Source organism: Nocardiopsis suaedae (genome assembly GCF_027706745.1).
In the GTDB taxonomy this organism is placed as follows: Bacteria; Actinomycetota; Actinomycetes; order Streptosporangiales; family Streptosporangiaceae; genus Nocardiopsis_A; species Nocardiopsis_A suaedae.
The window spans coordinates 29,680-53,027 of sequence record NZ_JAQFWP010000043.1 but is presented as its reverse complement, the minus strand read 5'-3'; the positions used below and the strand labels follow the sequence as shown (position 1 = coordinate 53,027).

Here is a 23,348-nt window from a genome sequence, read left to right as displayed (position 1 = left end):
TTTGAGAGGCGTTCTCCCCGAGATCGACGAGAGCACCGGCCCATCGAAGACATCCGGGCGCACGCGCCCGGAAGCGACACCGACGTGAGGACCGACACCGTGGAGAGCACCTCCGACCCCCGCAGCCGCTGGCGCCTGCACCGCGGCGGCGTCGTCAACATCTGGCAGTACCGGGACGAGGAGTTCGACCTGTCCGGCGGCCGGGTCATCTTCAAGGGGACCAACGGCTCGGGCAAGTCGCGCACCCTGGAGCTGCTGCTGCCGCTGTGCCTCGACGGCGACCTGCGCAACATGGGCTGCAAGGGGTTCGACACGGTCAGCATGAGCCGCCTCATGCTCGACGACTACTCCGAGGGCACCGTGCGGCTCGGCTACGCCTGGGTGGAGCTGCGCCGGGTGCTGGACGACGGCACCGAGGACTTCTGCACCGCCGGGATCGGCGTCAAGGCGAGCGCCTCCAGCAGGCAGATCACCGACTCCTACCGGTTCCTCACCCCGCTTCGGGTCAACAAGGACTTCGCGCTGCTGGAGCAGGACCGCCCGATCACCGCTTCGCGGCTGCGCGAGCACATCGGCGAGGACGCGGTGGTCCCCTCCCAGGAGGCGTTCCAGCAGCGGGTCGCCGAGACCGTCTACGGCATCAGCGGCGGCGGCCGCTACACCGACCTGCTGCACCTGCAGCGCACGCTGCGCAATCCCGACATCGGCCTCAAGGTGCTCCAGGGGCAGCTGGAGCAGCTCCTCTCCGACGCGCTGCCGCCGGTCGACCCGGACGTGATCGCCCGCACCGCCGCCGGACTGGACAACCTGGAGGGCGTGCGCCGCAACGTGGCGCGGCTGCGCCGCGCCGACTCGGCCCTGCAGGAGTTCCTGGAGGGCTACCGGGGCTATGCGCGCGGCGTGCTGGCCGACCGGGAGGCCCGCCTGGCCAAGGCGGAGAAGGCCGCCGACCGCGCGCGCTCGGCCCTGGACAAGCGCCGCAAGGAGCGCGACACGGCCGAGGCGGGGCACCGCGGCGCCTCCGACGAGCGCGACGCCCTCACCGCCCGCCTGGACACGGTGCAGACCGACCTGGAGGCGCTGAAGTCGTCGGCCGCCTACGGCGCCCTGGGCGATCTGGAGGACAAGGAGGCCACGGTGGCCTCGCAGCGCCGGCACACCGAGGCCGCCCTGCGCACCGCCGAGGACCTGCGCGCCGCCGAGGAGCACTCCCTTGAGGCGGTGGAGCGCGCGGCCGCGCTGCCCGCCCGGGTGGGCCGTGAGGCGTCCGCTGCCGCCGCCGAGGCCCGCGGCGCCCTGCGCGAGCTGGGGCTGGGCCAGGCGCTCGGTACGCTGCCGGAGCTGGAGCCCGACGTGCGGCGGGGCGAGGAGACCGCGCGGGTGCTGCGTTCGGCCGACCCCGCGGCCCGCCCCGAGGACACGGTGCGCCCCACCGCCCCCGCCGTGGGCACCGAGGCGCTGGCCGAGGCGGCCGGTACGGCGGCGGAGGCGCTCGACGGGGCCGCCGCGGCCGCCGCCGACCGGGGCCGCCTGCTGTCCGGGCTGCGCGCCGAGGCCGAGCGGCTGGCCGAGGCCGAGACCGGGCTGGAGCGCCTGGGTGAGCGCGCCGAGGCGGCCGCCGAGGAGTCGGCGGCGGCCGACCGCCGGGCCCGCGAGGGCGAGGAGCGCCTGGCCGACGCGGCCGAACGGTGGAGCGCGGCGGTGCGCGAGTGGAACGACCGGGCCCTGCCCGCGGGCGACCGGCCCGGCGCCGGGGAGCTGCCCCCGGTCCCCGGCGGCGGGGAGGTGCTGCTGGACCCGGCCGCCTTCCGGGACGCGCACCGGGAGGTGCGGGCGGCCCTGCAGCCGCGGGTGCGGGCGGTGCAGCGGGCGGTCCTCGCCGACGAGCAGCGGCTCTCCGAGGCCGGGGCCGAGCGGACCCGCCTGGAGGCCGAGCTTGCGCACCTGCGCGAGGCCGCCGAGGTCGGCCCGCCGGTGCCCGAGCACACCACCGCCGAGCGCGACCCGGCCCAGGGCGCGCCGTTCGCGCGGCTGGTGGACTTCGCCCCCGGCCTGGGGCCGGAGGAGCGCGCCGGACTGGAGGCGGCGCTGCGCGCGTCCGGTCTGCTGGGGGCGTGGGTGCGCGCCGACGGCGGGATCGGGGCGGACGGCTCGGACGGTGCGGCAGGTGCAGGCGGCACGGACGGGGATGAGACCTGGGCCGTGCCCGCGGGTCCCGTCGACGGGCCGACCCTGGCCGACGTGCTGGTCCCGAGCACGGACGGCGGCGCGGAGGACGCCGGCGGGGAGGGCGAGGGCGCCCCGCCGGTGCCCGAGGACACCGTCCGCGCCCTGCTGCGCTCGGTGCCGCTGCTGCAGGACGGTGCTTCCGGCCTTGATGGCGTGGGCGGCGTGGGCGTGGACGATGACGACGCCGCCCGTTCAGCCGCCACTCGCGGCGACGGCGCGGCCGATGGCGCGCACGCCGCAGGCGCCCCCTCCCCCGGTCTCGCGGTCGGGGCCGACGGCTCCTGGCGGGCGGGCGCGCTGGTCGGGCGGCACGGCAAGGAGCGGGCCGAGCACATCGGCGCGGGGGCGCGCGAGGCCGCGCGGCGGCGCCGCACCGAGGAGGCCGAAGCCGCCCTGTCCGCCCTCGCCGAGCGGGAGGAGGGGCTGCGCTCGTCCCTGGAGAGCGCCCAGCGCCTGGAGCAGGAGTGGAACGCCTGCCTGGACGCCTTCCCCGACATCTCCCCGGTGCTGGCCGACCTGGCCGAGACCCGCCAGCGCCGGTCGGCCGCGGCCCGCGCCGCCTCCGACGCCGAGACCGCCGAGGCCGAGCACGCCCGCGCCCGCGCCCGCCTGGAGGCCGAACGCGGCGAGCACCGCCGCTCCTGCGGCGACGCCGGGCTGCCGGACGGTGCCGAGGCCCTGCGCGAGCTCGCCGACCGGGCCCGCGCCACGGCGTCGCTGCTGGAGCGCGCGGCCGGGCGGCTGCGCGGCGATTACACCGAGGCGCTGCGCGCGGTCGCCGCGTCCCTGGAGGACCACGCCCGCACCGCCGCCTCACGCGCCCAGGCCGAGGAGGAGGCGGCGCGCACCCACCGGGCCTTCGCCGAGGCGCACGGGGTGCTGGAGACCCTGCGCTCGTCGCTCGGGCAGGACGCCGAGGAGGTCAGCGCCCAGGTGCGGGCGCTCACCGAGGAGCGGGCGCGGCTGCGCGACGAGGCGCCCAAGGCCCAGTCGGAGGTGGAGTCCCGGCTGCAGGCGCTCACCCAGGCCGAGGGCCGCACCGAGCAGGCCGAGGCGGCCCTGGAGGAGGCGCAGGGAGTGCTCGCCGACGCCGAGGACGCGCTCACCGACACCGCCGACGTTCCGGGCGTGTGGGAGGCGGCCACCGGCCTCGTGGAGGTGCCCTTCGAGCGGGCCGACCTGCGCACGGGCCTGCGCGAGGCGCTGGAGCCCGAGGGCAGGCCCGGCGACCCGGGAACGCTGGAGAGGGACCTGATCTCCCGGGTGCAGGCGCTGCAGACCGCGCTGGCGGGCACCCACGACGTGCAGGCCGACCGCGACCGCGGGGTGCTGACGGTGGCCGTCAGCGACGAGGCGGGCACCGCCCCGGCCGCCTCCACCGCCCGGCTCACCGCCGCGCGCCTGGCCGAGGCCGAGGCCGACCTGACCGGCGGGGAGGAGCGCGTCTTCGAGGAGTTCCTGCTGGGGGACGTGGCCGAGGAGCTGCACCGGCAGATCCGCGCCGCCGAGTCGCTGACCCGGCGGATGAACACCGTGCTGGAGGGGGCGCACTCCAGCCAGGGGGTGCGGGTGGAGCTGGCCTGGGAGCCCGCGCCGCACCTGGACCCGGCCGAGCGGTCGGCGTTCGCGCTCGCCAAGAAGTCGGTCGCGGAGCGCTCCGAGGAGGAGAACGACCGGCTGCGGCGCGCGCTGATGGACCGCATCCGCGCCACCCGCGCCGAGGGGCGCAGCAGCGGGTACGCCGAGGTGCTGGGCGCGGCCCTGGACTACCGGGAGTGGTTCGCCTACCGGGTGCGCATCCACGACACCGGGCCCGACGGCAACCCGCGCGACCGGCGGGTGCGCCAGCTGTCGTCCGGGGAGACGCGTCTGGTGTCGTACGTGACGCTGTTCGCGGCCAGCGCCGCGTTCTACGACGCGCTCCGCAGCGAGCTGGACGGGCCGCTGCGGCTGGTGCTGCTGGACGAGGCCTTCGAGCGGCTGGACGACCCGACCATCGCGCGGCTGCTGGAGCTGCTGGTGGACCTGGACATGGACTGGGCGATCACGTGGCCGTCCGGGTACGGGGTGTCGCCCAGGATCGACCGGATGCACATCTACGACATCCTCAAGCGCAAGGGCGCTTGGGGTGTGGCGTGCGCGCGCACGACGTGGAACGGCAGCGGGTTCGAGGCGGCTCCGGCGGGGTAGAGGAGGGCCGGGCCGCGCCCGACGCGGGGACCGGGGGCGGCCCCGGGCCCGGCACGGGTCGGTGCCGCCTTGGCGATCACGCCCGGAAAGCGGCTCCGAGCACGCCGGACGCCGTCGAACCCGCGCAGGTCCGGGATTATTCCCGAGGCCCCTTGTAGCAAGGGCTACAGGGGCCCCGTACAGGCCCGGCTGATAGGTTCATGGTCGGCGGATCGAGGATCGCAACTTGATCGGCGGTTCGAGGGTCGCAGGATCGCGACGGCGATCGCGACGGGAACCGCAACCGAGCCTTAAGAAAATAGACGTGTCAGAGGAAAGGTGCGCACATGTCCGCGCCATATTCGCTTCCTGAGCTGCCCTACGACTACGCGGCGCTGGAGCCGTGGATCTCCGGTCAGATCATGGAGCTCCACCACGACAAGCACCACGCGGCCTACGTCGCCGGTGCCAACACGGCGCTGGAGAAGCTGTCCGAGGCGCGCGAGAAGAACGACTTCGGCACGGTCAACATGCTGGAGAAGAACCTCGCGTTCAACCTCGCCGGCCACGTGAACCACACCGTCTTCTGGCCGAACCTGTCGCCGGACGGCGGCGACAAGCCCGAGGGCGAGCTGGGTGCCGCCATCGACGACCAGTTCGGCTCCTTCGACGCCTTCCGTGCCCACTTCGGTGCCGTGGCCACCGGCATCCAGGGCTCCGGCTGGGCCATCCTGGCCTGGGACATCCTGGGGCAGAAGCTCATCATCGAGCAGCTCTACGACCACCAGGGCAACCTGGCGGCCGGCTCCTACCCGATCCTGCTGCTGGACATGTGGGAGCACGCCTTCTACCTGCAGTACAAGAACGTCAAGGCGGACTACGTCAAGGCGTTCTGGAACGTCGTCAACTGGGCGGACGTGCAGCGCCGCTTCGAGGACGCCCGCAAGGTCGTGCTGGGCTAGCACACCGGCGGAACGCGGGTACGCGAGGGGCGGGGCCGTCGACGGCCCCGCCCCTCGCGCATGCCCGGGAGGATCCCTCAGGCGGGGCTGCGCACCTCGGTCAGGGCCGCGACCGCCTCGACCGGGGAGCCGACGACCGGGCCGCCCGTGGCCTCCAGCCGCTCGCGGCTCATCATCCCGCTGGCCACCAGGAGCGTGTGCGCGCCGACCTCCCGCGCGGCGCGGGCGTCGTCGTCGATGTCGCCGACCAGCACCACCGTGGAGGGGTCGATGCCCTGCTCGGCCAGGTGGTGGACCAGGTGCTCGGCCTTGGAGTCGTCGACGGCATCGTACTTGCGCCCGTCGACGCGGGTGAAGTGCGGTTCGAGGCCGAAGTCGGCCACCAGCCCGGTGACATGGCGGTGGGAGGCCATCGACAGCAGCGACTGGCTGCCCCCGGCCGTCGTCCAGCCGGAGAGCACCCCGGGCACACCGTCGGCCAGCCCGCAGCCGGGCAACAGCGAGCGGTACTGCCGGTCGTACTCGGTGTTGAGGTGCTCCCACTCCTCCTTCGCGAGCGGGCGCCCCAGGTGGTCCTGGTAGCACTCCAGGAGGGGGCGGCGGAACACCGTCCTCCAGTAGTCCAGGTCGACCGGGGCACGGCCGAAGGGCTCGCACACCCGGTTCAGGGCGGTCAGGTTGGCGTGGTTGTCGTCGAGGAGCGTGCCGTTCCAGTCCCAGACGATGTGCCGGACTCCTGAGAGATGGTCGAATCTGTTCTCAGCCACTCCCGCACTCTAAACGCCGGGAGAGACTCTGGACGCCGCGGCCGCCTTCCGGTGGGATGGCGGGGACCCTATCCCCCGATCCCCCACGAGGAACCCTGTGCACAAGCGAGAACCCCATAGCGGACCCGCCCGCACGGCGCTCCGGACCGGAGCGCTCGCCGCGGCGGCGCTGATGGGGGCGGCCGGACTGGCCGCCCCCGCCTCCGCCGACGCCCCCGGGCCGGTGGTCGAGGACGGGCGCACCCAGCCCGTGTACGACTACGCCGACGCGGTCTACCAGGAGGTCGACATCGTCACCGGCGCGGACAGCGACGGCGACGGCGAGCCGGACACCGTCCGGATGCGCATCATGCGGCCCCAGGAGACCGAGGACGGGCTCCAGGTGCCCACCATCCTGGAGCCGAGCCCCTACTGGGCGGGCACGCACGACGCGCAGATGTACGACGTGGACCTCGACGACGACAGCGCGGGCACGGTGCCGCGCGGCAGGCCCCGGGCCGGGTCGGCCGAGGAGATGGCCCGGGCCTCGGCCGAGGGCCCACGCGGCGCCTCCGCCCAGGCGGGGCCGACCGGCGACGGCTCGGCGACCATGCCGAACTACTACGACAACTACTTCCTGCCGCGCGGCTACGCGGTGGCCCAGCTCGACAGCCTGGGCACCGGCGGGTCGACCGGCTGCCCCACCAGCGGCGGGGAGAACGAGACGCAGGGCGTCACCGCCGCCGTGGACTGGCTCAACGGCCGCACCACGGGCTTCGACGCCGACACCGGCGAGGAGGTGTCGGCCGAGGACTGGTCCACCGGGAACGTGGCGATGACCGGCATCTCCTACAACGGCACGCTGCCGGTGGCGGCCGCGAGCACCGGAGTGGAGGGGCTGCGCACCATCGTGCCCCAGGGCGCCATCTCCTCCTGGTACGACTACTACCGCGACAACGGGGGCGTCGTCGCGCCCGGCGGCTACCAGGGCGAGGACGCCGACGTGCTGGCGAAGCTGGTGTACACCCGCGCCGACGCCGACGTGTGCGACCCGGTCATCGACGGGGTGACCGAGGGGCAGGACCGCGACAGCGGCGACTACAACGACTGGTGGGACGAGCGGAACTACCGGAACGACGCCGAGGGCGGGGAGTTCCGGGCCAGCGTGTTCCTGGCGCACGGGCTCAACGACTGGAACGTCAAGACCGACCAGGCGATGCTGCTGTGGGAGGCCCTGGAGGACCAGGGCGTCGAGCGCAAGATGTGGCTGTACCAGGCGGGCCACATCAACCCGTTCAACCTGCGCATGGACGAGTGGCTGGACCAGCTGCACCGATGGTTCGACCACGAGCTGTACGGCATCGACAACGGGATCATGGACGAGCCCCGGGTGGACGTGCAGGGGTCCGACACCGAATGGGCGGCGCAGGCCGACTGGCCGGGCGAGGGAACGGCGCCGGTGCGGCTCGGACTGCGGCCCGGCGGTGAGGACGGCGACGGCGGCCTGGAGCCCGGCAGGCACCGGGGCAAGCCGAAGTGGGAGGAGTTCACCGACGAGGGGCGCGATACCCCGGCCGAGGATCTGGTGGCCGAGCCGGGCACGGGCAAGGACGGGGCGCTGGTGTACCGCACCGGTGAGCTGACCGAGGACGTGCGGATGAGCGGCGTGCCGGAGGTGGCGGTGCGCGCGGCCATGGACGGCTCGTCGCCGTACCTGACGGCGCTGCTGGTGGACTACGGCACCGACACCCGGCCGACCGCGGACGTGCGCTACGACACCGACGACCGGATCTGCTATGGGGAGGGCGTGCCGGAGGACCCCGGCTGCACGTACCCGAGCTACAACGTCACCGAGGAGTCGGACTTCAAGATCGTCACCCGGGGGTGGATCGACGCCCGCAACCGGTGGTCGGACGAGAAGCAGTGGCCGGTGTTCGAGGACAAGCCGTACCGGTACTCGTGGCCGATGCAGGCGCAGGACTACGTGTTCAAGAAGGGGCACCGGATCGGCGTGGTCCTGGTGTCGACCGACCACGACTACACGCTGCGGTACCCGGCGGGGACGGAGGTGGAGGTGGACACGAAGCGGACGTCCATCACGCTTCCGGTGTCGGACGGCAGGGGCGGTCTGGACTAGCGGACCGCAGGAGGGGGCGGCGCCCGGCCGGGTGCCGCCCCCTTCGTGTTCGTGTTTCCGCTTCCTGTTTCTGCTCCCGCTTCCCGCTCCCGCTTCCTGCTTCCGCGTCCCCGGTCAGGCCGCCTCGGCCCCGGCGCGCTCGCGCTTCTTGCGGCGTCGGCGGCGCCAGGCCCAGATGCCGGCGGCGAGGGTCACGGGGACCACGATCAGCACGAGGATCGGCAGGACGATCGCGAGGAACGAGGTCACCGCGCTGATGCCGTCCTCGATGAAGCTGGCGACCGGGCCGCCGACACCGAAGGTCGCGGTGTTGAGGACGGGCCGGGACACCGACTTGAGGCCGTGGAAGACCAGGGCGATGACGGCCCCGGCGACGATGGGCCACCAGGAGCCGTCGCCGGTGTCCATGTCGGTGGTGAAGGAGGACGCCCCCGCGCCGAAGGTGATGCCGCCGGAGGTGGGGCGGATGAGCGTCTGCACGGCGTCGTTGACGCTGTCGACCGCGGGGACCTTGTCGGCGAGGAGCTCGACCGCCAGGAGCACGCCGAGGATCACCAGGGTCGCGGGGTGTTCCAGCCAGGCCCAGGAGGGGCCGAGCTCGAACAGGGGGGTGAAGCGGGAGAGCAGCCCGGCCGCCAAGAGGGGGATGTAGGCGTTGAGCCCGGCGGAGGAGGCCAGTCCGGCACCGGTGAGGAGTTCGAGCATCCGCAGACTTTCCGAGAGGTCCCGTGGGGTCCCGGCCTCGCAGACCCGGCGGGGGCGCGGGGTGTGCGGGGCACGGGGCGCACCCGTCGGCGCGCGGTTGTCGAGCGTACGGGAACCCGGCGGCCGTCCGCCCCGGAGCGGCGGTCCGACGGTGACCGGTTCCGGCCGCCGGGGCGGCCGGGCGGGCTGCAGGTCGGTCGGGGCGATCGACCCACTCGGAGGTGCCGGTTGCCGGGCCGCGCCTGCCAGGCGGTGGGCCCCTCGCGGTCAGGGGGCAGCGGCCGAGCCGGTACCCCCGCTCACGGCCCCGGCCGGACGACGGGTCGGCGGTGTGCAGGGTGGAGGGCAGCGACGACAGACGGCAGCGGCCTTGGGGCAGCACTGTCGAGCGGCGGGCGTGTGCGCGGTCGCTGGAGGGGGTGCGCTGGTCGGGTGACGATTCCACCGCGCAAGAGCGCCGGAGCGCCCCCGCCGCGCCTGATACACGCGGCATGTCCGGCCTCCGGGCACTTCCTCGGGACCCTGGAGGCGGTTCGGGGCGACGAGGGTGGCGGTTCCACCACACGATCGGCCCGGGGAGGGGCATTTCACCGCGCTGGATGCCCCGGACCGCCCTCGCCCCCCATGAAGACCCGTGCGGGACCGCCCCGAACGCGGGCGGACCGGGGACGGGGCCTCACTGCCAGTAGCCCTCGACCTCCGAAGCCGGGCGGACGCGCGCCTCGGGGGCCTCCTCGCCGTACTCCCCCTGGGCCCGGCGCTGGCGGAGCAGGTCCCAGCACTGGTCCAGCTCGGTGGCGACGCTCCGCATGCGGGACCGCTCGTCGGGCGTGAGGCGGTGCTCGCTCTGCTCGCGCAGCGCCTTCTCCTCGCCGATCAGCTCGGTGATCCGCGAGAGGATGTCCTTCTCTGCCCGCTTTTCGTCGCTCATGGGCCAATGGTCGGACGACACCCCCGGCACGGCAAGCCTCGCGTCCGGCGTTTCCGCAGCTCGCCAGAGTGAAGCGGGCCCACCCCGCCTCCAGGGGAACACTCCATGAGAGGATTCACATATACTTTGTGAACTTAACATTCCACTTAACATCCGGGAGGCGACGTGGCGGAACCTTCGGCGCCGCTGTGGGTCGGCATCGACGTGGGGACCCAGGGCGTGCGGGCCGTGGCGGCGCACGGCGACGGCACCGTGGCGGGTCAGGGCGCGGCCCCGCTGCGCGGCACCCGCCGGGACGGCCGCCACGAGCAGGACCCCGAGCACTGGTGGGAGGCGGTCGGGGCGGCCTGCCGCACCGCCGTCGAGCAGGCGGGGCACGGGCACCCCGTCGGGGGCGTGGCGGTGTGCGCCACCTCCGGGACCGTGCTCGCCGCCGACGATGGGCTCCGCCCGCTCGGGCCCGCCCTGATGTACGACGACGGGCGCGCCGCCGACGAAGCGGAGCCGCTCATCGCCGCGGCGGGCGGGGAGGCCTGGCGGCGCGTCGGCGCCCGGCCGCAACCCTCCTGGGCCTTCCCCCGACTGGCGCTGCTGGGCCGCCGGGCGCTCCGCCCCGGACGCGGCGACCTCCTCCTCCACCAGGCCGACTTCCTCACCGGCCGCCTCAACGGGGCGCCGACCGCCGCCGACACCAGCCACGCCCTCAAGTCGGGCGCCGACCCGCTGGCCGCGGCCTGGCCGGACCCGGTGGTGGAGGCCATGGGGGTGCCCCCGGCGGCGCTCCCGGCGCTGACGGCGCCGGGGCGGCCCATCGGGTCGGTGTGCGCCCGCGCCGCCGCCCACACCGGCCTGCCGCAGGGGACGCCCATCGTCGCCGGGATGACCGACGGGTGCGCCGCCCAGCTCGCGTCCGGCGCGCTGGAGCCGGGGCGCTGGAACTCCGTCCTGGGCACGACCCTCGTCCTCAAGGGGGCGTCGGAGCACCGGATCGCCGACGGCGCGAGCGGCGTGTACAGCCACCGGTCCCCGGACGGCCGGTGGTGGCCGGGCGGCGCGTCCAGCACCGGTGCGGGGGTCCTGGCCTCGGCGTTCCCCGGCGTCGACCCGGCCGTCATGGACGCGGCGGCCGACCTGGAGCACCCGGCCTCCGCGGTGGTCTACCCCCTGGTCGGCCAGGGCGAGCGGTTCCCGTTCGCCGCCCCGCAGGCGCGCGGTTTCACCCTCGGGGAGCCGAAGGACGAGGCCGACCGGTACGCCGCGACCCTGCAGGGCGTGGCGTTCGTGGAGCGGCTCTGCTTCGAGCGGCTGGGCGCCCTGGGGGCCGAGGTCGGTGGTCCGGTGCGGGTGACCGGCGGCGCGGTCGCCAGCGCGCGCTGGACGCAGCTCCGGGCGGATGTGCTCGGCCGCCCGCTGGAGGTGCCGGAGAACGCGGCCCCGGCTTTCGGCATGGCGCTGCTCGCGGCGTGCGGCGACACACCACCCGAGCGGGTCGCGGCGCGGATGGTGCGGATCCGCGCCACAGTGGAACCGCGCCCCGAGGTCGGCGAGCGGCTGGAGGGCGCCTACGCACGGTTGGTCGACGCGCTCGCGGAGCGCGGTTGGAGCGCTGCCCCGCAGGGGGCCGCGGAGAGGGGGCGGCGGTGACGGACGCGACGGAGCTGGTCGTGGTGCGGCACGGGGAGACGGTGTGGCACGCGGAGAACCGGTACGCCGGTTCGAGCGACGTGGCGCTGACCGAGGAGGGCGTGCGCCAGGCGGAGGAGCTCGCCCGGTGGGCGGCGACGGCGGGGCTGAGCGGCGTGGTGAGCTCGACGCTGAGCCGGTCGGCCCGGACCGCCGCCCCGGCGGGCGAGGCGGCGGGGCTCCCGGTGGCGGCCGACCCCCGCCTGGTCGAGCAGGACTTCGGTCAGGGCGAAGGGCTGACCTCCCGCGAGATGCGCGAACGCCTGGGCGGGGCGCGCGAGCGGTTCGAGCTGGACCCGCTGCGCAACCCGCTGCCGGGGTCGGAGGACCCGGTGAAGGTGGCCGAGCGCGGGGCGGCGGCTCTGGCCGACGCGGCCCGGGCGCACCCCGGCGGGAGGGTCCTGGTGGTGGCGCACGGGACGCTGATCCGGCTGGTGCTGTGCCGGCTCCTGGGCATGGACGCGAGCCGCTACCGGAGGGCGTTCCCGAAGGTGGGCAACTGCCGGGGAGCCAGGCTCCGGTGGACGCTGGAGGACGAGGCGGGCCTGCTCGGCTTCAACGAGCCCTTGGAGGCCTGACCGGCGGCCCGGCCGGTACTCCGCTCACGTCCCCGCCCATCCGTCGGGCCGCCGGAATGCAGGGGGAATGCAGCAGCGACGACGAAGGGCGGCGGCCCTACCTGCAGCGCTGTCGGCCGCACGGCGCGTGCGTGGTCGCCGAGTTCGGCGGCGACGGAGTGAGCCGGGCGGTTCCCCGGCCCCGCTCGCCGGGCGCCGGGTCGCTCGCGCTCCAGGCAGGCGGCGGCAGACCTGGTACCCCGCTCCGGGCCCTGGCCGGGAGACGGGCTGCCGAGGTGCAGGGGAAGGGCGGCGACGACACGGGGGAACGGGGCCGGGCGCCCCGCCCGCCCTGCCGCGCCGCCCGGACCGCGAGGGGCCCACATGCCGGCAGGCAGGGCCGGGGATCCCCGGCCCTGGCCGCCGCTGCCCATCACGGTGACCACGCACACGCCGCACGGCCGACAGCGCCACCGCGAGGGCCGCCGACCCCGCCCGTCTGGCCCCTCGCCTGAAGGACGCCGCCAGGCTTGACGTGACCTAGGGCATAACCATACAAATAGCTCGTCAACATTGATGTTAAGTTCACACCTTTTTTGATGGAGCGGTGGCGGCGGATGGACATCGGAGTGGACGTGGGCACCTCGCTCACCAAGGCGGTGGCGTTCGACTCCCGGGGACGCGAGGTCGATACCGCCTCCGTCCCCACGGAGCTCGAACACCCCGCCCCCGGGCACGTCGAGCAGGACGCCCGAGCGGTCACCGCCTCCGTCGGCACCGTCGTGCGCGCCCTCGCCGAGCGCCTGGACGAGCCCGTCCGGCTCCTCGCCCTCACCGGGCAGGGCGACGGGCTCTGGCTGCTGGACGCCGACGGCCGCCCCGTCCGCCGCGCCCTGTCCTGGATGGACGGCCGCGCCGCCGGGATCATCACCGAATGGGAGCGCGGGGGCGCCGCCGCCGAAGTGTTCGCCGCCACCGGCGGCGCCCTGTTCCCCGGCGCCCAGGCCGCCCTGCTCGCCTGGGCCGACCGCAACGAGCCGGAGGTCCTGGACCGCGCCGCCACCGCCGCCTACTGCAAGGACATGGTCTTCCAGCGCCTCACCGGCGTCCGCGCCACCGACCCCTCCGAGGCCTCGATGCCCTTCGGCGGCACCCCCACGGGCTACACTCCCGCCGCGCTGCGCGCCACCGGCCTGGAGCACCGCGCCGCCCTGCTCCCTCCCGTGCACAGTGGGCCGCCGCTGGCCCCCCTCGGCCCCGAAGGTGCCGCGCTGACCGGCCTCCCCGAGGGCACCCCGGTCTCCTCGGGCCCCTACGACCTGCCCGCCTGCGCCCGCGGCGCCGGGGTGGTCCGCCCCGGCGACGGCCTGCTCATCGTCGGCACCACGCTGGCCTGCCAGGTGGCCCGCACCGCGGTGGACACCACCGGCACCCGGGCCGGGATGTCGCTGGCCACCGGCGAGGGCTCCTACCTGCGCGCGATGCCCGCCATGGTGGGCACGGCCAGCCTGGACTGGGCCCTGCGCCTGACCGGCCGCCCCGTGGCGGACCTGGAGTCCCTGCTGGAGGGGTCGCCGCCGGGGGCGCGCGGCCTGCGCGTCCTGCCCTACCTGGCGCCGTCGGGCGAGCGCGCGCCGTTCGTGTCGCCCTACGCCCGCGGGGAGCTGGACGGCCTGAGTCTCCACCACGGCCCCGCCGACGTGGTCCGCGCGGTGTGCGAGGGCATCGCCTACGCCTCACGCCACTGCCTGGAGGCGGCCGGGCTGGAGGGGCGCCTGACCCTGTGCGGCGGGGGCGCCCGCAGCCGCGCGTGGGTGGAGGTGTTCTCGGCGGTCCTCGGGCGGCCCGTGGCCCTGGCGCCGGGCGCGCAGGCCGGGGCCCGCGGCGCCGTCCTGGCGGGCCTGCGCACGCTGGGCGCCGGGGTCGACGAGGCGGCGTGGACGCGGGCCCCGGTGTCGGCCGATCCCCCCGCCGGCCTGGTCGCCCGCTACGACGCCGGATACCGCCGCTACCTGGCCCGCCTGGAGGCCGCGCGCCCCCTGTGGGAGGAGGCCGAGGCGGCCGCCGCCGCGGGCTGAGGCCCCGCCCCGCGTCCGCCGGTATGTCCCCTTCCTCCTCGCGCCATAGGGTTGCACCGCGCGGAATGTCGGCCGACAACGCGAGGTTGGATACCGCGAGGGGGTATATTGATGGACGCAGTCACTGACGAGCAGGGGAGCACCCGGATGGCGACCTACGGCTACCACGATGACAAGCAGAGCCACATCAACCGGCTGCGCAGGATCGAGGGCCAGGTCCGCGGACTGCAGCGGATGGTCGAGGACGACAACTACTGCATCGACATCCTGACCCAGACCGCCGCGGTCAACAAGGCGCTGCGGTCCTTCGCCCTGTCGATGCTGGACGAGCACCTCAAGCACTGTGTCGGCCACGCCGTCGCCAGCGGCGGCGAGGAGGCCGACGAGAAGGTGCGCGAGGCGTCCGAGGCCATCGCCCGCCTGGTGCGCTCCTGACCCCGGAGCGAAGAGGACGAGGAGGCCCCCAATGGCCGGCACCACCATCACGGTCAGCGGCATGACGTGCGAGCACTGCGTGAGCTCGGTCAAGGAAGAGGTCGGGGAGATCCCGGGCGTCACCGCGGTCGAGGTCGACCTCGGCAGCGGGCGCGTGGACATCACCAGTGACGGCCCCGTCCCCGCCGACCGCCTCGCGGCCGCCATCGACGAGGCCGGGTACACCATCTCCGGCTGACCCGGCGCCCTACCGCGGCCGACCCGCGCGCCCGCCCTGCCCGGCGGGCGCGCCGCCGCGCCGCGGCCCCGTCAGCCCCCCGACAGCCGCTTCGCCTCCGCCTTGGCCGTGTCGCCGTCGAGGTAGTGGTCGCCCTCGATGTCCACGAAGGCCGAGGGCTTGCCGTGGTGGAAGCCCAGGCGCGCCACCTCGCCGCCGAGCATCGCGTCGATCACCCAGTTGGCCAGCACGCGCGCCCGCGAGGGCGCCGACGGCACCGCCGCCAGGTGATAGGCGCGCGTCACCCCCAGCGCCGGGAGCCCGCTCAGCTCGTAGCCCAGCGGTCTGGCCAGCGCGTCCTTGCCGCTCAGGTCGACCACCAGGCCGAGGTCCCGGTGCCCGAAGGGGGTGAGCGGCCGCCCGAGCAGCGAGGCGACCACGTTGTCGGCGGCCACCACGCCCTGCCGCTGGGCGAACTGCGCGGTGGGCGGGCAGTACCCGCCGCCCTCCTTCATCAGGTCGGGGACCGCGGCGGCGTCCCCCAGGGCGAACACCCCGTCCAGGCTCTCGGCGGCCATGTCCGCGCCCACGACCAGCCGCCCCCGGTCGGTCTCCCCGCCGAGGGCCGACATCAGCGGGCTGGGCGTGGTGCCCGCGGTCCAGATGAGGGTGCGGCAGGGCAGCACCCGGTCGTCGGTGAGCGTCACCCGGTTCTCGGTGACCTCCTTGACCGACACCCCCAGCTTGACCTCGATGCCCATGCCGCGCAGCAGGTCCAGGGCCTCGTCGCCGAGCTTGGTCCCCAGCTCGGGCAGGATGTGCGGGGCGATGTCCACCAGGTGCCACCGGATCAGCGAGCGCAGCTCGGGGTAGCGGCGCGCCATGTCCTCGGTGAGGCGCTCCAGGGAGGCCGCGGTCTCCACGCCGGTGTAGCCGCCGCCGACGACGATGAAGCGGCACCGCTCCTCGCGCTCGACCGGGTCGTCGCTGGCGTTGGCGAGTTCGAGCTGGGCCAGCACGTGGTCGCGCAGGACCACCGCCTCGGCCAGGTTCTTGTTGCCGAAGGCGTGCTCGCGCAGCCCGGCGATGTCGAAGGCCCGGGTGAGGCTGCCGGGGGCCAGCACGAGGCGGTCGTAGCGCTCGGTGGTCTTCTCCCCGTTGATCTTCTCGATGACGACGGTGCGGCTGGAGGGGTCCACCCCCATGGCGGTGCCGGGCACCATGCGCGTGCGGCGCAGCACCCGGTGCAGCGACACCGCGATCGACTGCGGCGTGAGCAGCCCGGAGGCGACCTGCGGCAGCAGCGGGCTGTAGAGCATGTAGTCGTTGGGCGCGACGAGGACGATGTCCGCGGCCGCCCGCGGGATGCGCCGCTCCAGGCGGCGCAGCGCGTGCAGCCCCGCGAACCCCGCGCCGATCACCACGATCCTGGGACGTGCCATAGCCGAACCACTCCCCCTTCGACGGCCCGCTGCCCGGGCGTCCCCCTGCCGAAACTAACCGCGGGGCGGGGCGCCGGGGAGGGCGGCGCGCCCGCGGAGCGCACCTTTTGGCCGGGATTTGCGGATGGTCGGATTCCCATACCGGGGGTTCAGCCTCCGATGACCCCACGATGGTCACACAAAGTTACGATTTGATATCGGAGGGTGATCGACGGGCCCCGTTCCCGCCGATCACCCGGATCCACACGACCCGAGATAGGGGAGATCATGAAGCGTGTCAGCAAGGCGGCGGCCGTCGTCCTGATGACCGGCGGCCTGATGTGCGCGGGCGCGACCGCCGCATCGGCGGACGAGTACGACGGCTACGACGGCCACCGCACGCAGGCACCCAGCACCGACCTGATCGCGGCGATCACGGCCCTGTGCGAAACGGCCGCGGAGGCGGAAGGCGACGCCGGCGCGGAGGGCGAGGCCGGGGCCGAAGCGGGCGCGGACGCCGAGGCCCCCGCCGACACCGGCGCGGAGGGCGACGCGGCCACGGACGCGGCCGGTGACGCCGCCTCCGAGCTGGACGCCCAGGTCAAGGCCGTGTGCGACGCCGCGGCCGCGGCCGACCTCGAAGCGCTCGGCGACGCCCTGGGCACCGTCGAGGGCGCGACCGGGGGTGTCGACACCGGTGCGGTGGACGGCGTCACCGAGGGCGTGGACACCGGAGCCGTGGACGGCGTGACCGGCGCCCTGCCCTAGCCGCGGCCCGCCGCAGAGCAGACAGGGGCGGCCCGGCGGACCGCCGCCGGGCCGCTCCGTTGCGCCCCCTAGGCCGGCAGGCCGAGCTCCCTCGCGATCAGCATCCTCTGGACCTCGCTGGTGCCCTCCCCCACCTCCAGGATCTTGGCGTCGCGGTAGAAGCGGCCCACCGCGTACTCGTTCATGAAGCCGTACCCGCCGAACACCTGGGTGGCGTCGCGGGCGTTGTCCATCGCCGCGTTCGAGGACACCAGCTTGGCGATGGCGGCCTCCTTCTTGAACGGCTCGCCCGCCAGCATCTTGCGGGCCGCCTCGTAGTAGGCCAGCCGCGCCGTGTGCGCCCGGGCCTCCATGTCGGCGATCTTGAACTGGATCGCCTGGTAGCCGCCGATGGCCGAGCCGAACGCCTCCCGCTCGCCCGCGTAGCGCAGGCTCTCGTCCACGCACCCCTGGGCCAGCCCCACCGACAGCGCGGCGATCGCGATCCGCCCCTCGTCCAGGATGCGCAGGAACTGGGCGTACCCCCGCCCCCGCTCGCCCACCAGGTTCTCCTCCGGGACCCGGCAGTCCTGGAAGACCAGTTCACGGGTGTCCGAGGCGCTCCACCCCACCTTGGAGTACTTCTGCCCGACGGTGAACCCGGGGGTGCCCGAGGGAACCAGGATCGAGGAGATCTCCGGCCGCCCGTCCGGCTTGCGGCCGGTCACCGCCGTCACCGTCACCAGCGCGGTGATGTCGGTGCCGGAGTTGGTGATGAACGACTTGGTGCCGTCGATCACCCACTGCCCGTCCTCCAGGCGCGCGGTGGTGCGGGTGGCGCCCGCGTCCGACCCGCCCCCCGGCTCGGTCAGGCCGAAGGCGCCCAGCGCCTCGCCCGAGCACAGGCGCGGCAGCCACTCCTCGCGCTGCTTGTCGGTGCCGAACCGGTAGATCGGCATCGCCCCCAGCGACACCCCCGCCTCCAGGGTGATCGCCACCGAGGAGTCGGCGCGCGCCAGCTCCTCAAGGGCCAGGCACAGGGCGAAGTAGTCCCCGCCCATGCCTCCGTACTCCTCGGGGAACGGCAGCCCGAACAGGCCCATCCGGCCCATCCCGGCCACGATGCCGTAGGGGAAGGCCCCCTTCTCGTAGTAGTCGCCGATGACCGGCGCCACCTCGTCGCGGGCGAAGGCCTCGACGGTGCGGCGCAGCTCCTCGTGCTCGTCGGACAGTGCGCTGCTGCTCGTGCTGGTCACGGCTCTCACTCCTGGGTCGGGGCGTCGGTGTCGGGCTCGCGCGGGGTCTCCGCGGCTTCCGGGGCGACGGCGGCCAGGACGGCGTCCATGGCCACCGCGTCGCCGGGGCGCACCGCCAGTTCGGCGACGGTGCCGTCGACGGGGGCGGTCACCGCGTGCTCCATCTTCATCGCCTCCACGACGACGACGGGGCTCCCGGCCTCCACCCGGTCGCCCACGGCGACGGGCACGGCCAGCACGGTGCCGGGCATCGGGCTGCGCAGCGTGCCGTCCGCGGCCGCCGCGGGGCCGCGCATCGGGGCGATGGCGGGGGCATCGGTGAACGACCAGGCGGCCCCGGCGCGGCCGAGCCACAGCTCGCCGCCTCCGGCCGCGCGCTCGTAGCGGACGGTGCGCCCCTCGGCGGCCACGGTCACCGAGCGCCCGTCCGGCGCCCGGCGGGCGGTGGCCCGCCCGGGTTCGGCGTCCCCGACCCGCAGTTCGTAGTCGACCGGGGCGCCGGGCTCCGCGTCCGCCCCGGACAGCCGCCGCACCTCCACCGCGACCGGGTCGCGGCCCGGCGCCCGCAGCCGCCAGGTCGTCCAGGCGTGCTCACCCGGGCGCCACCCGGTGGGCAGGTCGAACGGATCGGCGCCGGGCCCCTGCGGCTCCAGGCCGAGCTGGTGGTCGAGCGCGGCGGCCGCGTACACCTCCGGCGGCACGGCGGCGTCCCCGCCGGGCGCCAGCTCCGGGCGGAGCAGCTCGGTCAGCCCGGTGGTCAGGTCCCCGGCGGCCACCGCCGGGTGGGCGACCAGCGCACGCAGGAACGCCACGTTGGTGCCGCAGCCGAGCAGGGTGTACCGGCTCAGGGCGGCGTCCATCCGGTGCAGCGCCGAGGCGCGGTCCGGCGCCCAGGTGACGACCTTGGCCAGCATCGGGTCGTAGGCCGAGGTGACCGCGGTGCCCTCGTCGAGCCCGGAGTCCACCCGCACGTGCGCGCCCTCCGGCTCGTCCAGGCGCAGCACGGTGCCGCCGGTGGGCAGGAAGTCGCGGGCCGGGTCCTCGGCGTAGACGCGGCTCTCCACCGCGTGCCCCTCCAGCCCGACGTCGGCCTGGGCGAACGGCAGCGGCTCGCCCCGCGCCACCCGCAGCTGCAGCTCCACCAGGTCCACCCCGCGGCGCCCGCCCACGGCCACCACCTCCTCGGTGACCGGGTGCTCCACCTGCAGCCGCGTGTTCATCTCCAGGAAGGCGAACTCCACCTCGCCGGACCCGCCGGAGGGGGCGTCCTGCACGATGAACTCGACGGTGCCCGCGCCCACGTACCCGCAGGCCTTGGCGGCGGCCACCGCCGCCCCGCCCATGGCGGCCCGCAGGTCGGGGCCGACCAGCGGGGACGGCGCCTCCTCGATGATCTTCTGGTGCCGCCGCTGCAGGCTGCACTCGCGCTCGCCCAGGTGCAGCACGGTGCCGTGGGCGTCGGCCAGCACCTGCACCTCGATGTGCCGGGGCCGGTCCACGTACCGCTCCACCAGCAGCGTGGCGTCGCCGAACGCGGCGGCGGCCTCCCGGCGGGCGGCCGCGGCGGCCTCCGCCAGGCCGGCGGGGTCGCGCACCAGCCGCATGCCCTTGCCGCCGCCGCCGGCCGAGGGCTTGATCAGCAGCGGGTACCCGGCCTTGTCGGCCTCGGCGGCCAGGTCGGCGTCGGAGAGCGGCGCCCCGGGCTCCTCGGCGAAGCCGGGCAGCAGCGGCACACCGGCCCGCGCGACCGCCTCCTTGGCGCGGATCTTGTCGCCCATCGCCTCGATGGCCTCGGGCGGGGGGCCGACGAACACCAGCCCCGCCTCGGCGCACTGCCGGGCGAAGGCGGCGTTCTCCGAGAGGAAGCCGTACCCCGGGTGCACCATCGCCGCCCCGGCGCGCCGGGCGGCGCCGATGATCGCGGGCCCGTTCAGGTAGCTGTCGGCCAGGGCGGCGCCGCCGATGCGCACCGCCTCGTCGGCCTCGCGCGTGTGCCGGGCCCCGGCGTCGCCGTCGCTGTAGACCGCGACCGAGCGCATCCCGAGGCGGCGCAGCGTGCGCATGATGCGCACCGCGATCTCGCCGCGGTTGGCCACCAGGACCGACGGCGCGGTGCCCGGCCGGCAGGCCTGGGAGCGCTCGCGGGGGTCGGTCGTCGTCATCGTCCACCTCTCATCGTCCACGCCCGCTCACATCCGGAAGACGCCGTAGCCCACCGGCTCCAGGGGGGAGCGGCGGGCGGCCGACAGGGCCAGGCCCAGCACGGTGCGGGTGTCGGCGGGGTCGATCACGCCGTCGTCCCACAGCCGGGCGGTGGAGTAGTAGGGCTCGCCCTGGTGCTCGTACTGGTCGCGCACCGGCTGCTTGAAGCGTTCCTCCTCATCGGCGGCCCACTCCTCGCCGCGCGCCTCCTTCTGGTCGCGGCGCACCGTGGCCAGCACCGAGGCGGCCTGCTCGCCGCCCATGACGGAGATGCGGGCGTTGGGCCACATCCACAGGAAGCGGGGGGAGTAGGCGCGGCCGCACATGCTGTAGTTGCCCGCGCCGAAGGACCCGCCGATGACGACGGTGAACTTGGGCACGCGCGCGCAGGCCACGGCGGTGACCATCTTGGCGCCGTGCTTGGCGATGCCCCCGGCCTCGTAGTCGCGGCCCACCATGAACCCGGAGATGTTCTGCAGGAACAGCAGCGGGATGCGGCGCCGGTCGCACAGCTCGATGAAGTGGGCGCCCTTCATGGCCGACTCGGCGAACAGGATGCCGTTGTTGGCGACGATGCCCACCGGGTGGCCGTGGACGTGCGCGAATCCGGTGACCAGCGTCGTGCCGTACTCGGCCTTGAACTCGGTGAACTCGCTGGCGTCGACGACGCGCCCGATGACCTCGCGCACGTCGTAGGGGGTGCGGGTGTCGGTGGGGACGATGCCGTACAGCTCGTCGGGGTCCAGGGCGGGGGGCCGGGACTCGCGGCGCTCCCAGGCGGGTTCGTCGCGGGGGCCGAGGGTGGCGGCGATGTCGCGGACCATGGACAGCGCGTGCGCGTCGTCGTCGGCGAGGTGGTCGGTCACCCCGGACACGCGCGAGTGCAGTTCGCCGCCGCCGAGCTCCTCGGCGCTGACGACCTCGCCGGTGGCGGCCTTCACCAGGGGCGGGCCGCCCAGGAAGATGGTGCCCTGCTCGCGGACGATGACCGCCTCGTCGCTCATCGCGGGCACGTAGGCGCCCCCGGCGGTGCACGAGCCCAGGACGGCGGCGATCTGCGGCACGCCCTCGGAGGAGAGGGTGGCCTGGTTGTAGAAGATGCGCCCGAAGTGGTCGCGGTCGGGGAAGACGTCGTCCTGCATGGGCAGGAAGGCGCCCCCGGAGTCGACCAGGTAGACGCAGGGCAGCCGGTTCTGCCGGGCGACCTCCTGGGCGCGCAGGTGCTTCTTGACGGTCATCGGGTAGTAGGTGCCGCCCTTGACGGTGGCGTCGTTGGCGACGACGACCGCCTCCCGCCCGGCCACCCGGCCCACGCCCGTGATGATCCCGGCGGCGGGGGCGTCGTGGCCGTCCTCGCCGTACAGGCCCCAGGCGGCGAGCGGGGACAGCTCCAGGAACGGGGAGCCGGGGTCGAGCAGCGCGCGCACGCGTTCACGGGGCAGCAGCTTGCCGCGTTCTTCGTGCCGGATGCGGGTCTTCTCGGGCCCGCCGAGCGCGGCGCGGGCGATGCGCTCGCGCAGCTCGGCGGCGAGGGCGCGGTTGGCCTCGGCGTTGGCGGCGAACGCTGCGCCGCCGGTGTCCACCGCCGAGGAGAGCACGGGTGCCCTGCTCATCGGTTCCCCTCTGTGTTAATGGCCGCTAACATCGTCGATGTTAGTGATGACTAACATCGGTGTCCAGCGTCACACCGGACCGGGCCGGTACGATCGCCCGGCGCGGACGGCGAGCGAGGGGAGCGGGCATGGCCGAGCGGGTTGCGGCGGGCTCCCGCCGCGCCGCGATCCTGCGGGCGGCCGCCGGGCTGTTCGCCGCGCGCGGCTACCACGGGGCCTCCATCGAGGACCTGGGCCGCGCGGTCGGCACCACCGGCCCGGCGCTGTACCGGCACTTCCCCGGCAAGGAGGCGCTGCTGGCCGCGATGCTGCTGGAGGTCAGCGAGCGCCTGGCCGAGCAGGGGGCGCGCGTGGTGGCCGGCGCGGCGGGCCCCGAGGAGGCGCTGGAGGGGCTGCTGCGCGGGCACATCGCCTTCGCCCTGGGCGAGCCCGCGCTGATCACCGTGCACGACCGGGAGCTGGACAACGTGCCCGAGCCGGAGCGGCACCGCATCCGGCGGCTCCAGCGCGGCTACGCCGAGGAGTGGGTGGGCGTGCTCGCCCGCCTGCGGCCCGGCCGGGCGCGCCAGTCCCTGCGCGCGGCCGTGCACGCGGCCTTCGGGCTGCTCAACTCCACCCCGCACAGCGCGGGCGAGCTGGCGCCGGACACGATGGCCGAGCTGCTCTTCCGCATGGGCCGGGCCGCCCTGCTGGTCGAGGACTGACCCCGCCGCACGAAGACCGCGGAGCGGCGCAGTAGGGGCGACGTCCGGGCCCACCCCGTCCGCTCCGGCCCCGCCCCCTCCGGCCCTTCAGCGGTCGCGGGGGCGCCCGGTGTCCCGGGCCGCGGGGCCCACGCCGCCCGAGGGCCTCTTGGACCTGCGGCCGAACATCTGCCAGGCACGGAATCCGACACCCGCCAGGACGAGCACGATGGCGCCCACGGCCGTCCACGGGAAGGCCATGTCCTCGGTGCCCTCCGCAGCGCCCCCGCTCCCCTCGGCCGCCGCGAGGACGGCGGGGCCCACCCCTTCCGTCGCGGCCCCCTCGGCGGCGGTACCGACCGCGGCGGGCGCGGAGGGCACCGCCGGGGGCGTCCCGCCCTCGGCGGCCGACGCCGGGACGGGTGCGGTGAGCACCGCGGCGACGCTGAGAACCGTCGCGGCGAAGAGGAAGCGCGGAGAAGTCATGTACCTGCGATGCGTGCGGGTCCTCCCCCGTTCCATCCTCTCCGCACCACGCACACCCCGCCACCCTGCGTGGCCGGTGCCGCCCCCGCAC

General features: G+C 75.1%; 18 protein-coding genes. 10 read left to right on the top strand and 8 right to left on the bottom strand.

From position 1 onward, the window contains the following. Positions 1 to 84 precede the first annotated feature (84 nt). Positions 85 to 4,419 (top strand): SbcC/MukB-like Walker B domain-containing protein, encoded by a 4,335-nt coding sequence (locus tag O4U47_RS20680; RefSeq protein ID WP_270679565.1) that lies wholly within the window; start codon positions 85 to 87, stop codon positions 4,417 to 4,419. Positions 4,420 to 4,745: 326 nt separating this feature from the next. Next, on the top strand, positions 4,746 to 5,360 hold the full coding sequence (locus tag O4U47_RS20675; protein WP_017627727.1) for a superoxide dismutase: 615 nt from the start codon (positions 4,746 to 4,748) through the stop codon (positions 5,358 to 5,360). A gap of 77 nt (positions 5,361 to 5,437) precedes the next feature. Here O4U47_RS20675 and O4U47_RS20670 read toward each other — a convergent pair whose 3' ends face one another. Next, a complete protein-coding gene (locus O4U47_RS20670) occupies positions 5,438 to 6,127 on the bottom strand; it encodes an HAD family hydrolase (protein ID WP_270679564.1) in 690 nt (229 codons plus the stop codon). A 97-nt stretch (positions 6,128 to 6,224) separates the two neighbouring features. On the opposite strand from O4U47_RS20670, the gene O4U47_RS20665 reads away from it, so the two are divergent. Next, positions 6,225 to 8,243: a Xaa-Pro dipeptidyl-peptidase gene (locus tag O4U47_RS20665; RefSeq protein ID WP_270679563.1), complete on the top strand. Its 2,019-nt coding sequence runs from the start codon at positions 6,225 to 6,227 to the stop codon at positions 8,241 to 8,243. 114 nt (positions 8,244 to 8,357) lie between these two features. Here the strand turns inward: O4U47_RS20665 and O4U47_RS20660 are convergent, their stop codons facing one another. Both O4U47_RS20660 and O4U47_RS20655 read right to left on the bottom strand, forming a co-directional pair. Next, a complete protein-coding gene (locus tag O4U47_RS20660; protein ID WP_270679562.1) occupies positions 8,358 to 8,948 on the bottom strand; it encodes a DUF4126 domain-containing protein in 591 nt (196 codons plus the stop codon). 676 nt (positions 8,949 to 9,624) lie between these two features. After that, a complete protein-coding gene (locus O4U47_RS20655; RefSeq protein ID WP_270679561.1) occupies positions 9,625 to 9,879 on the bottom strand; it encodes a DUF2630 family protein in 255 nt (84 codons plus the stop codon). 165 nt (positions 9,880 to 10,044) lie between these two features. Between O4U47_RS20655 and O4U47_RS20650 the strand changes: the two genes are divergently transcribed. From O4U47_RS20650 to O4U47_RS20630, 5 genes are all read left to right on the top strand, one after another. After that, positions 10,045 to 11,523, top strand: a complete 1,479-nt coding sequence (locus O4U47_RS20650) for an FGGY-family carbohydrate kinase (RefSeq protein ID WP_270679560.1) — start codon at positions 10,045 to 10,047, stop codon at positions 11,521 to 11,523. Further along, complete coding sequence (locus O4U47_RS20645; RefSeq protein ID WP_270679559.1) at positions 11,520 to 12,140, top strand: histidine phosphatase family protein; 621 nt, start codon at positions 11,520 to 11,522, stop codon at positions 12,138 to 12,140. The genes O4U47_RS20650 and O4U47_RS20645 overlap by 4 nt, the downstream gene beginning before the upstream one ends. A 596-nt stretch (positions 12,141 to 12,736) precedes the next feature. Then, complete coding sequence (locus tag O4U47_RS20640) at positions 12,737 to 14,197, top strand: FGGY-family carbohydrate kinase (protein WP_270679558.1); 1,461 nt, start codon at positions 12,737 to 12,739, stop codon at positions 14,195 to 14,197. 147 nt (positions 14,198 to 14,344) lie between these two features. Then, complete coding sequence (locus O4U47_RS20635; RefSeq protein ID WP_270679571.1) at positions 14,345 to 14,632, top strand: metal-sensitive transcriptional regulator; 288 nt, start codon at positions 14,345 to 14,347, stop codon at positions 14,630 to 14,632. 31 nt (positions 14,633 to 14,663) lie between these two features. Then, the gene (locus O4U47_RS20630; protein ID WP_270679557.1) at positions 14,664 to 14,870 is read left to right on the top strand and encodes a heavy-metal-associated domain-containing protein; all 207 of its coding nucleotides are present in this window, start codon (positions 14,664 to 14,666) and stop codon (positions 14,868 to 14,870) included. Between the two features lie 71 nt (positions 14,871 to 14,941). Here O4U47_RS20630 and O4U47_RS20625 read toward each other — a convergent pair whose 3' ends face one another. Further along, positions 14,942 to 16,291 carry an NAD(P)/FAD-dependent oxidoreductase gene (locus O4U47_RS20625; protein ID WP_270679556.1) on the bottom strand — a complete coding sequence of 450 codons (1,350 nt, stop codon included), beginning with the start codon at positions 16,289 to 16,291 and terminating at the stop codon, positions 14,942 to 14,944. A 267-nt stretch (positions 16,292 to 16,558) separates the two neighbouring features. On the opposite strand from O4U47_RS20625, the gene O4U47_RS20620 reads away from it, so the two are divergent. Next, positions 16,559 to 17,038 (top strand): hypothetical protein, encoded by a 480-nt coding sequence (locus tag O4U47_RS20620; protein ID WP_270679555.1) that lies wholly within the window; start codon positions 16,559 to 16,561, stop codon positions 17,036 to 17,038. Between the two features lie 68 nt (positions 17,039 to 17,106). On the opposite strand, the gene O4U47_RS20615 is transcribed toward O4U47_RS20620, so the two are convergent. The 3 genes from O4U47_RS20615 to O4U47_RS20605 are packed head-to-tail and all read right to left on the bottom strand — an operon-like array spanning position 17,107 to position 22,073. Next, complete coding sequence (locus O4U47_RS20615) at positions 17,107 to 18,273, bottom strand: acyl-CoA dehydrogenase family protein (RefSeq protein WP_270679554.1); 1,167 nt, start codon at positions 18,271 to 18,273, stop codon at positions 17,107 to 17,109. Between the two features lie 5 nt (positions 18,274 to 18,278). After that, positions 18,279 to 20,435, bottom strand: coding sequence for an ATP-binding protein (locus O4U47_RS20610; protein ID WP_270679553.1), 2,157 nt, complete (start codon positions 20,433 to 20,435; stop codon positions 18,279 to 18,281). A gap of 27 nt (positions 20,436 to 20,462) precedes the next feature. Further along, on the bottom strand, positions 20,463 to 22,073 hold the full coding sequence (locus O4U47_RS20605; RefSeq protein ID WP_270679570.1) for a carboxyl transferase domain-containing protein: 1,611 nt from the start codon (positions 22,071 to 22,073) through the stop codon (positions 20,463 to 20,465). A 143-nt stretch (positions 22,074 to 22,216) separates the two neighbouring features. Here O4U47_RS20605 and O4U47_RS20600 point away from each other — a divergent pair, with 143 nt between their 5' ends. After that, entirely contained in the window at positions 22,217 to 22,792 is a 576-nt protein-coding gene (locus O4U47_RS20600) for an SACE_7040 family transcriptional regulator (protein ID WP_270679552.1), read from the top strand. A gap of 87 nt (positions 22,793 to 22,879) precedes the next feature. On the opposite strand, the gene O4U47_RS20595 is transcribed toward O4U47_RS20600, so the two are convergent. After that, complete coding sequence (locus O4U47_RS20595; protein ID WP_270679551.1) at positions 22,880 to 23,257, bottom strand: hypothetical protein; 378 nt, start codon at positions 23,255 to 23,257, stop codon at positions 22,880 to 22,882. Between the last annotated feature and the right edge of the window lie 91 nt (positions 23,258 to 23,348).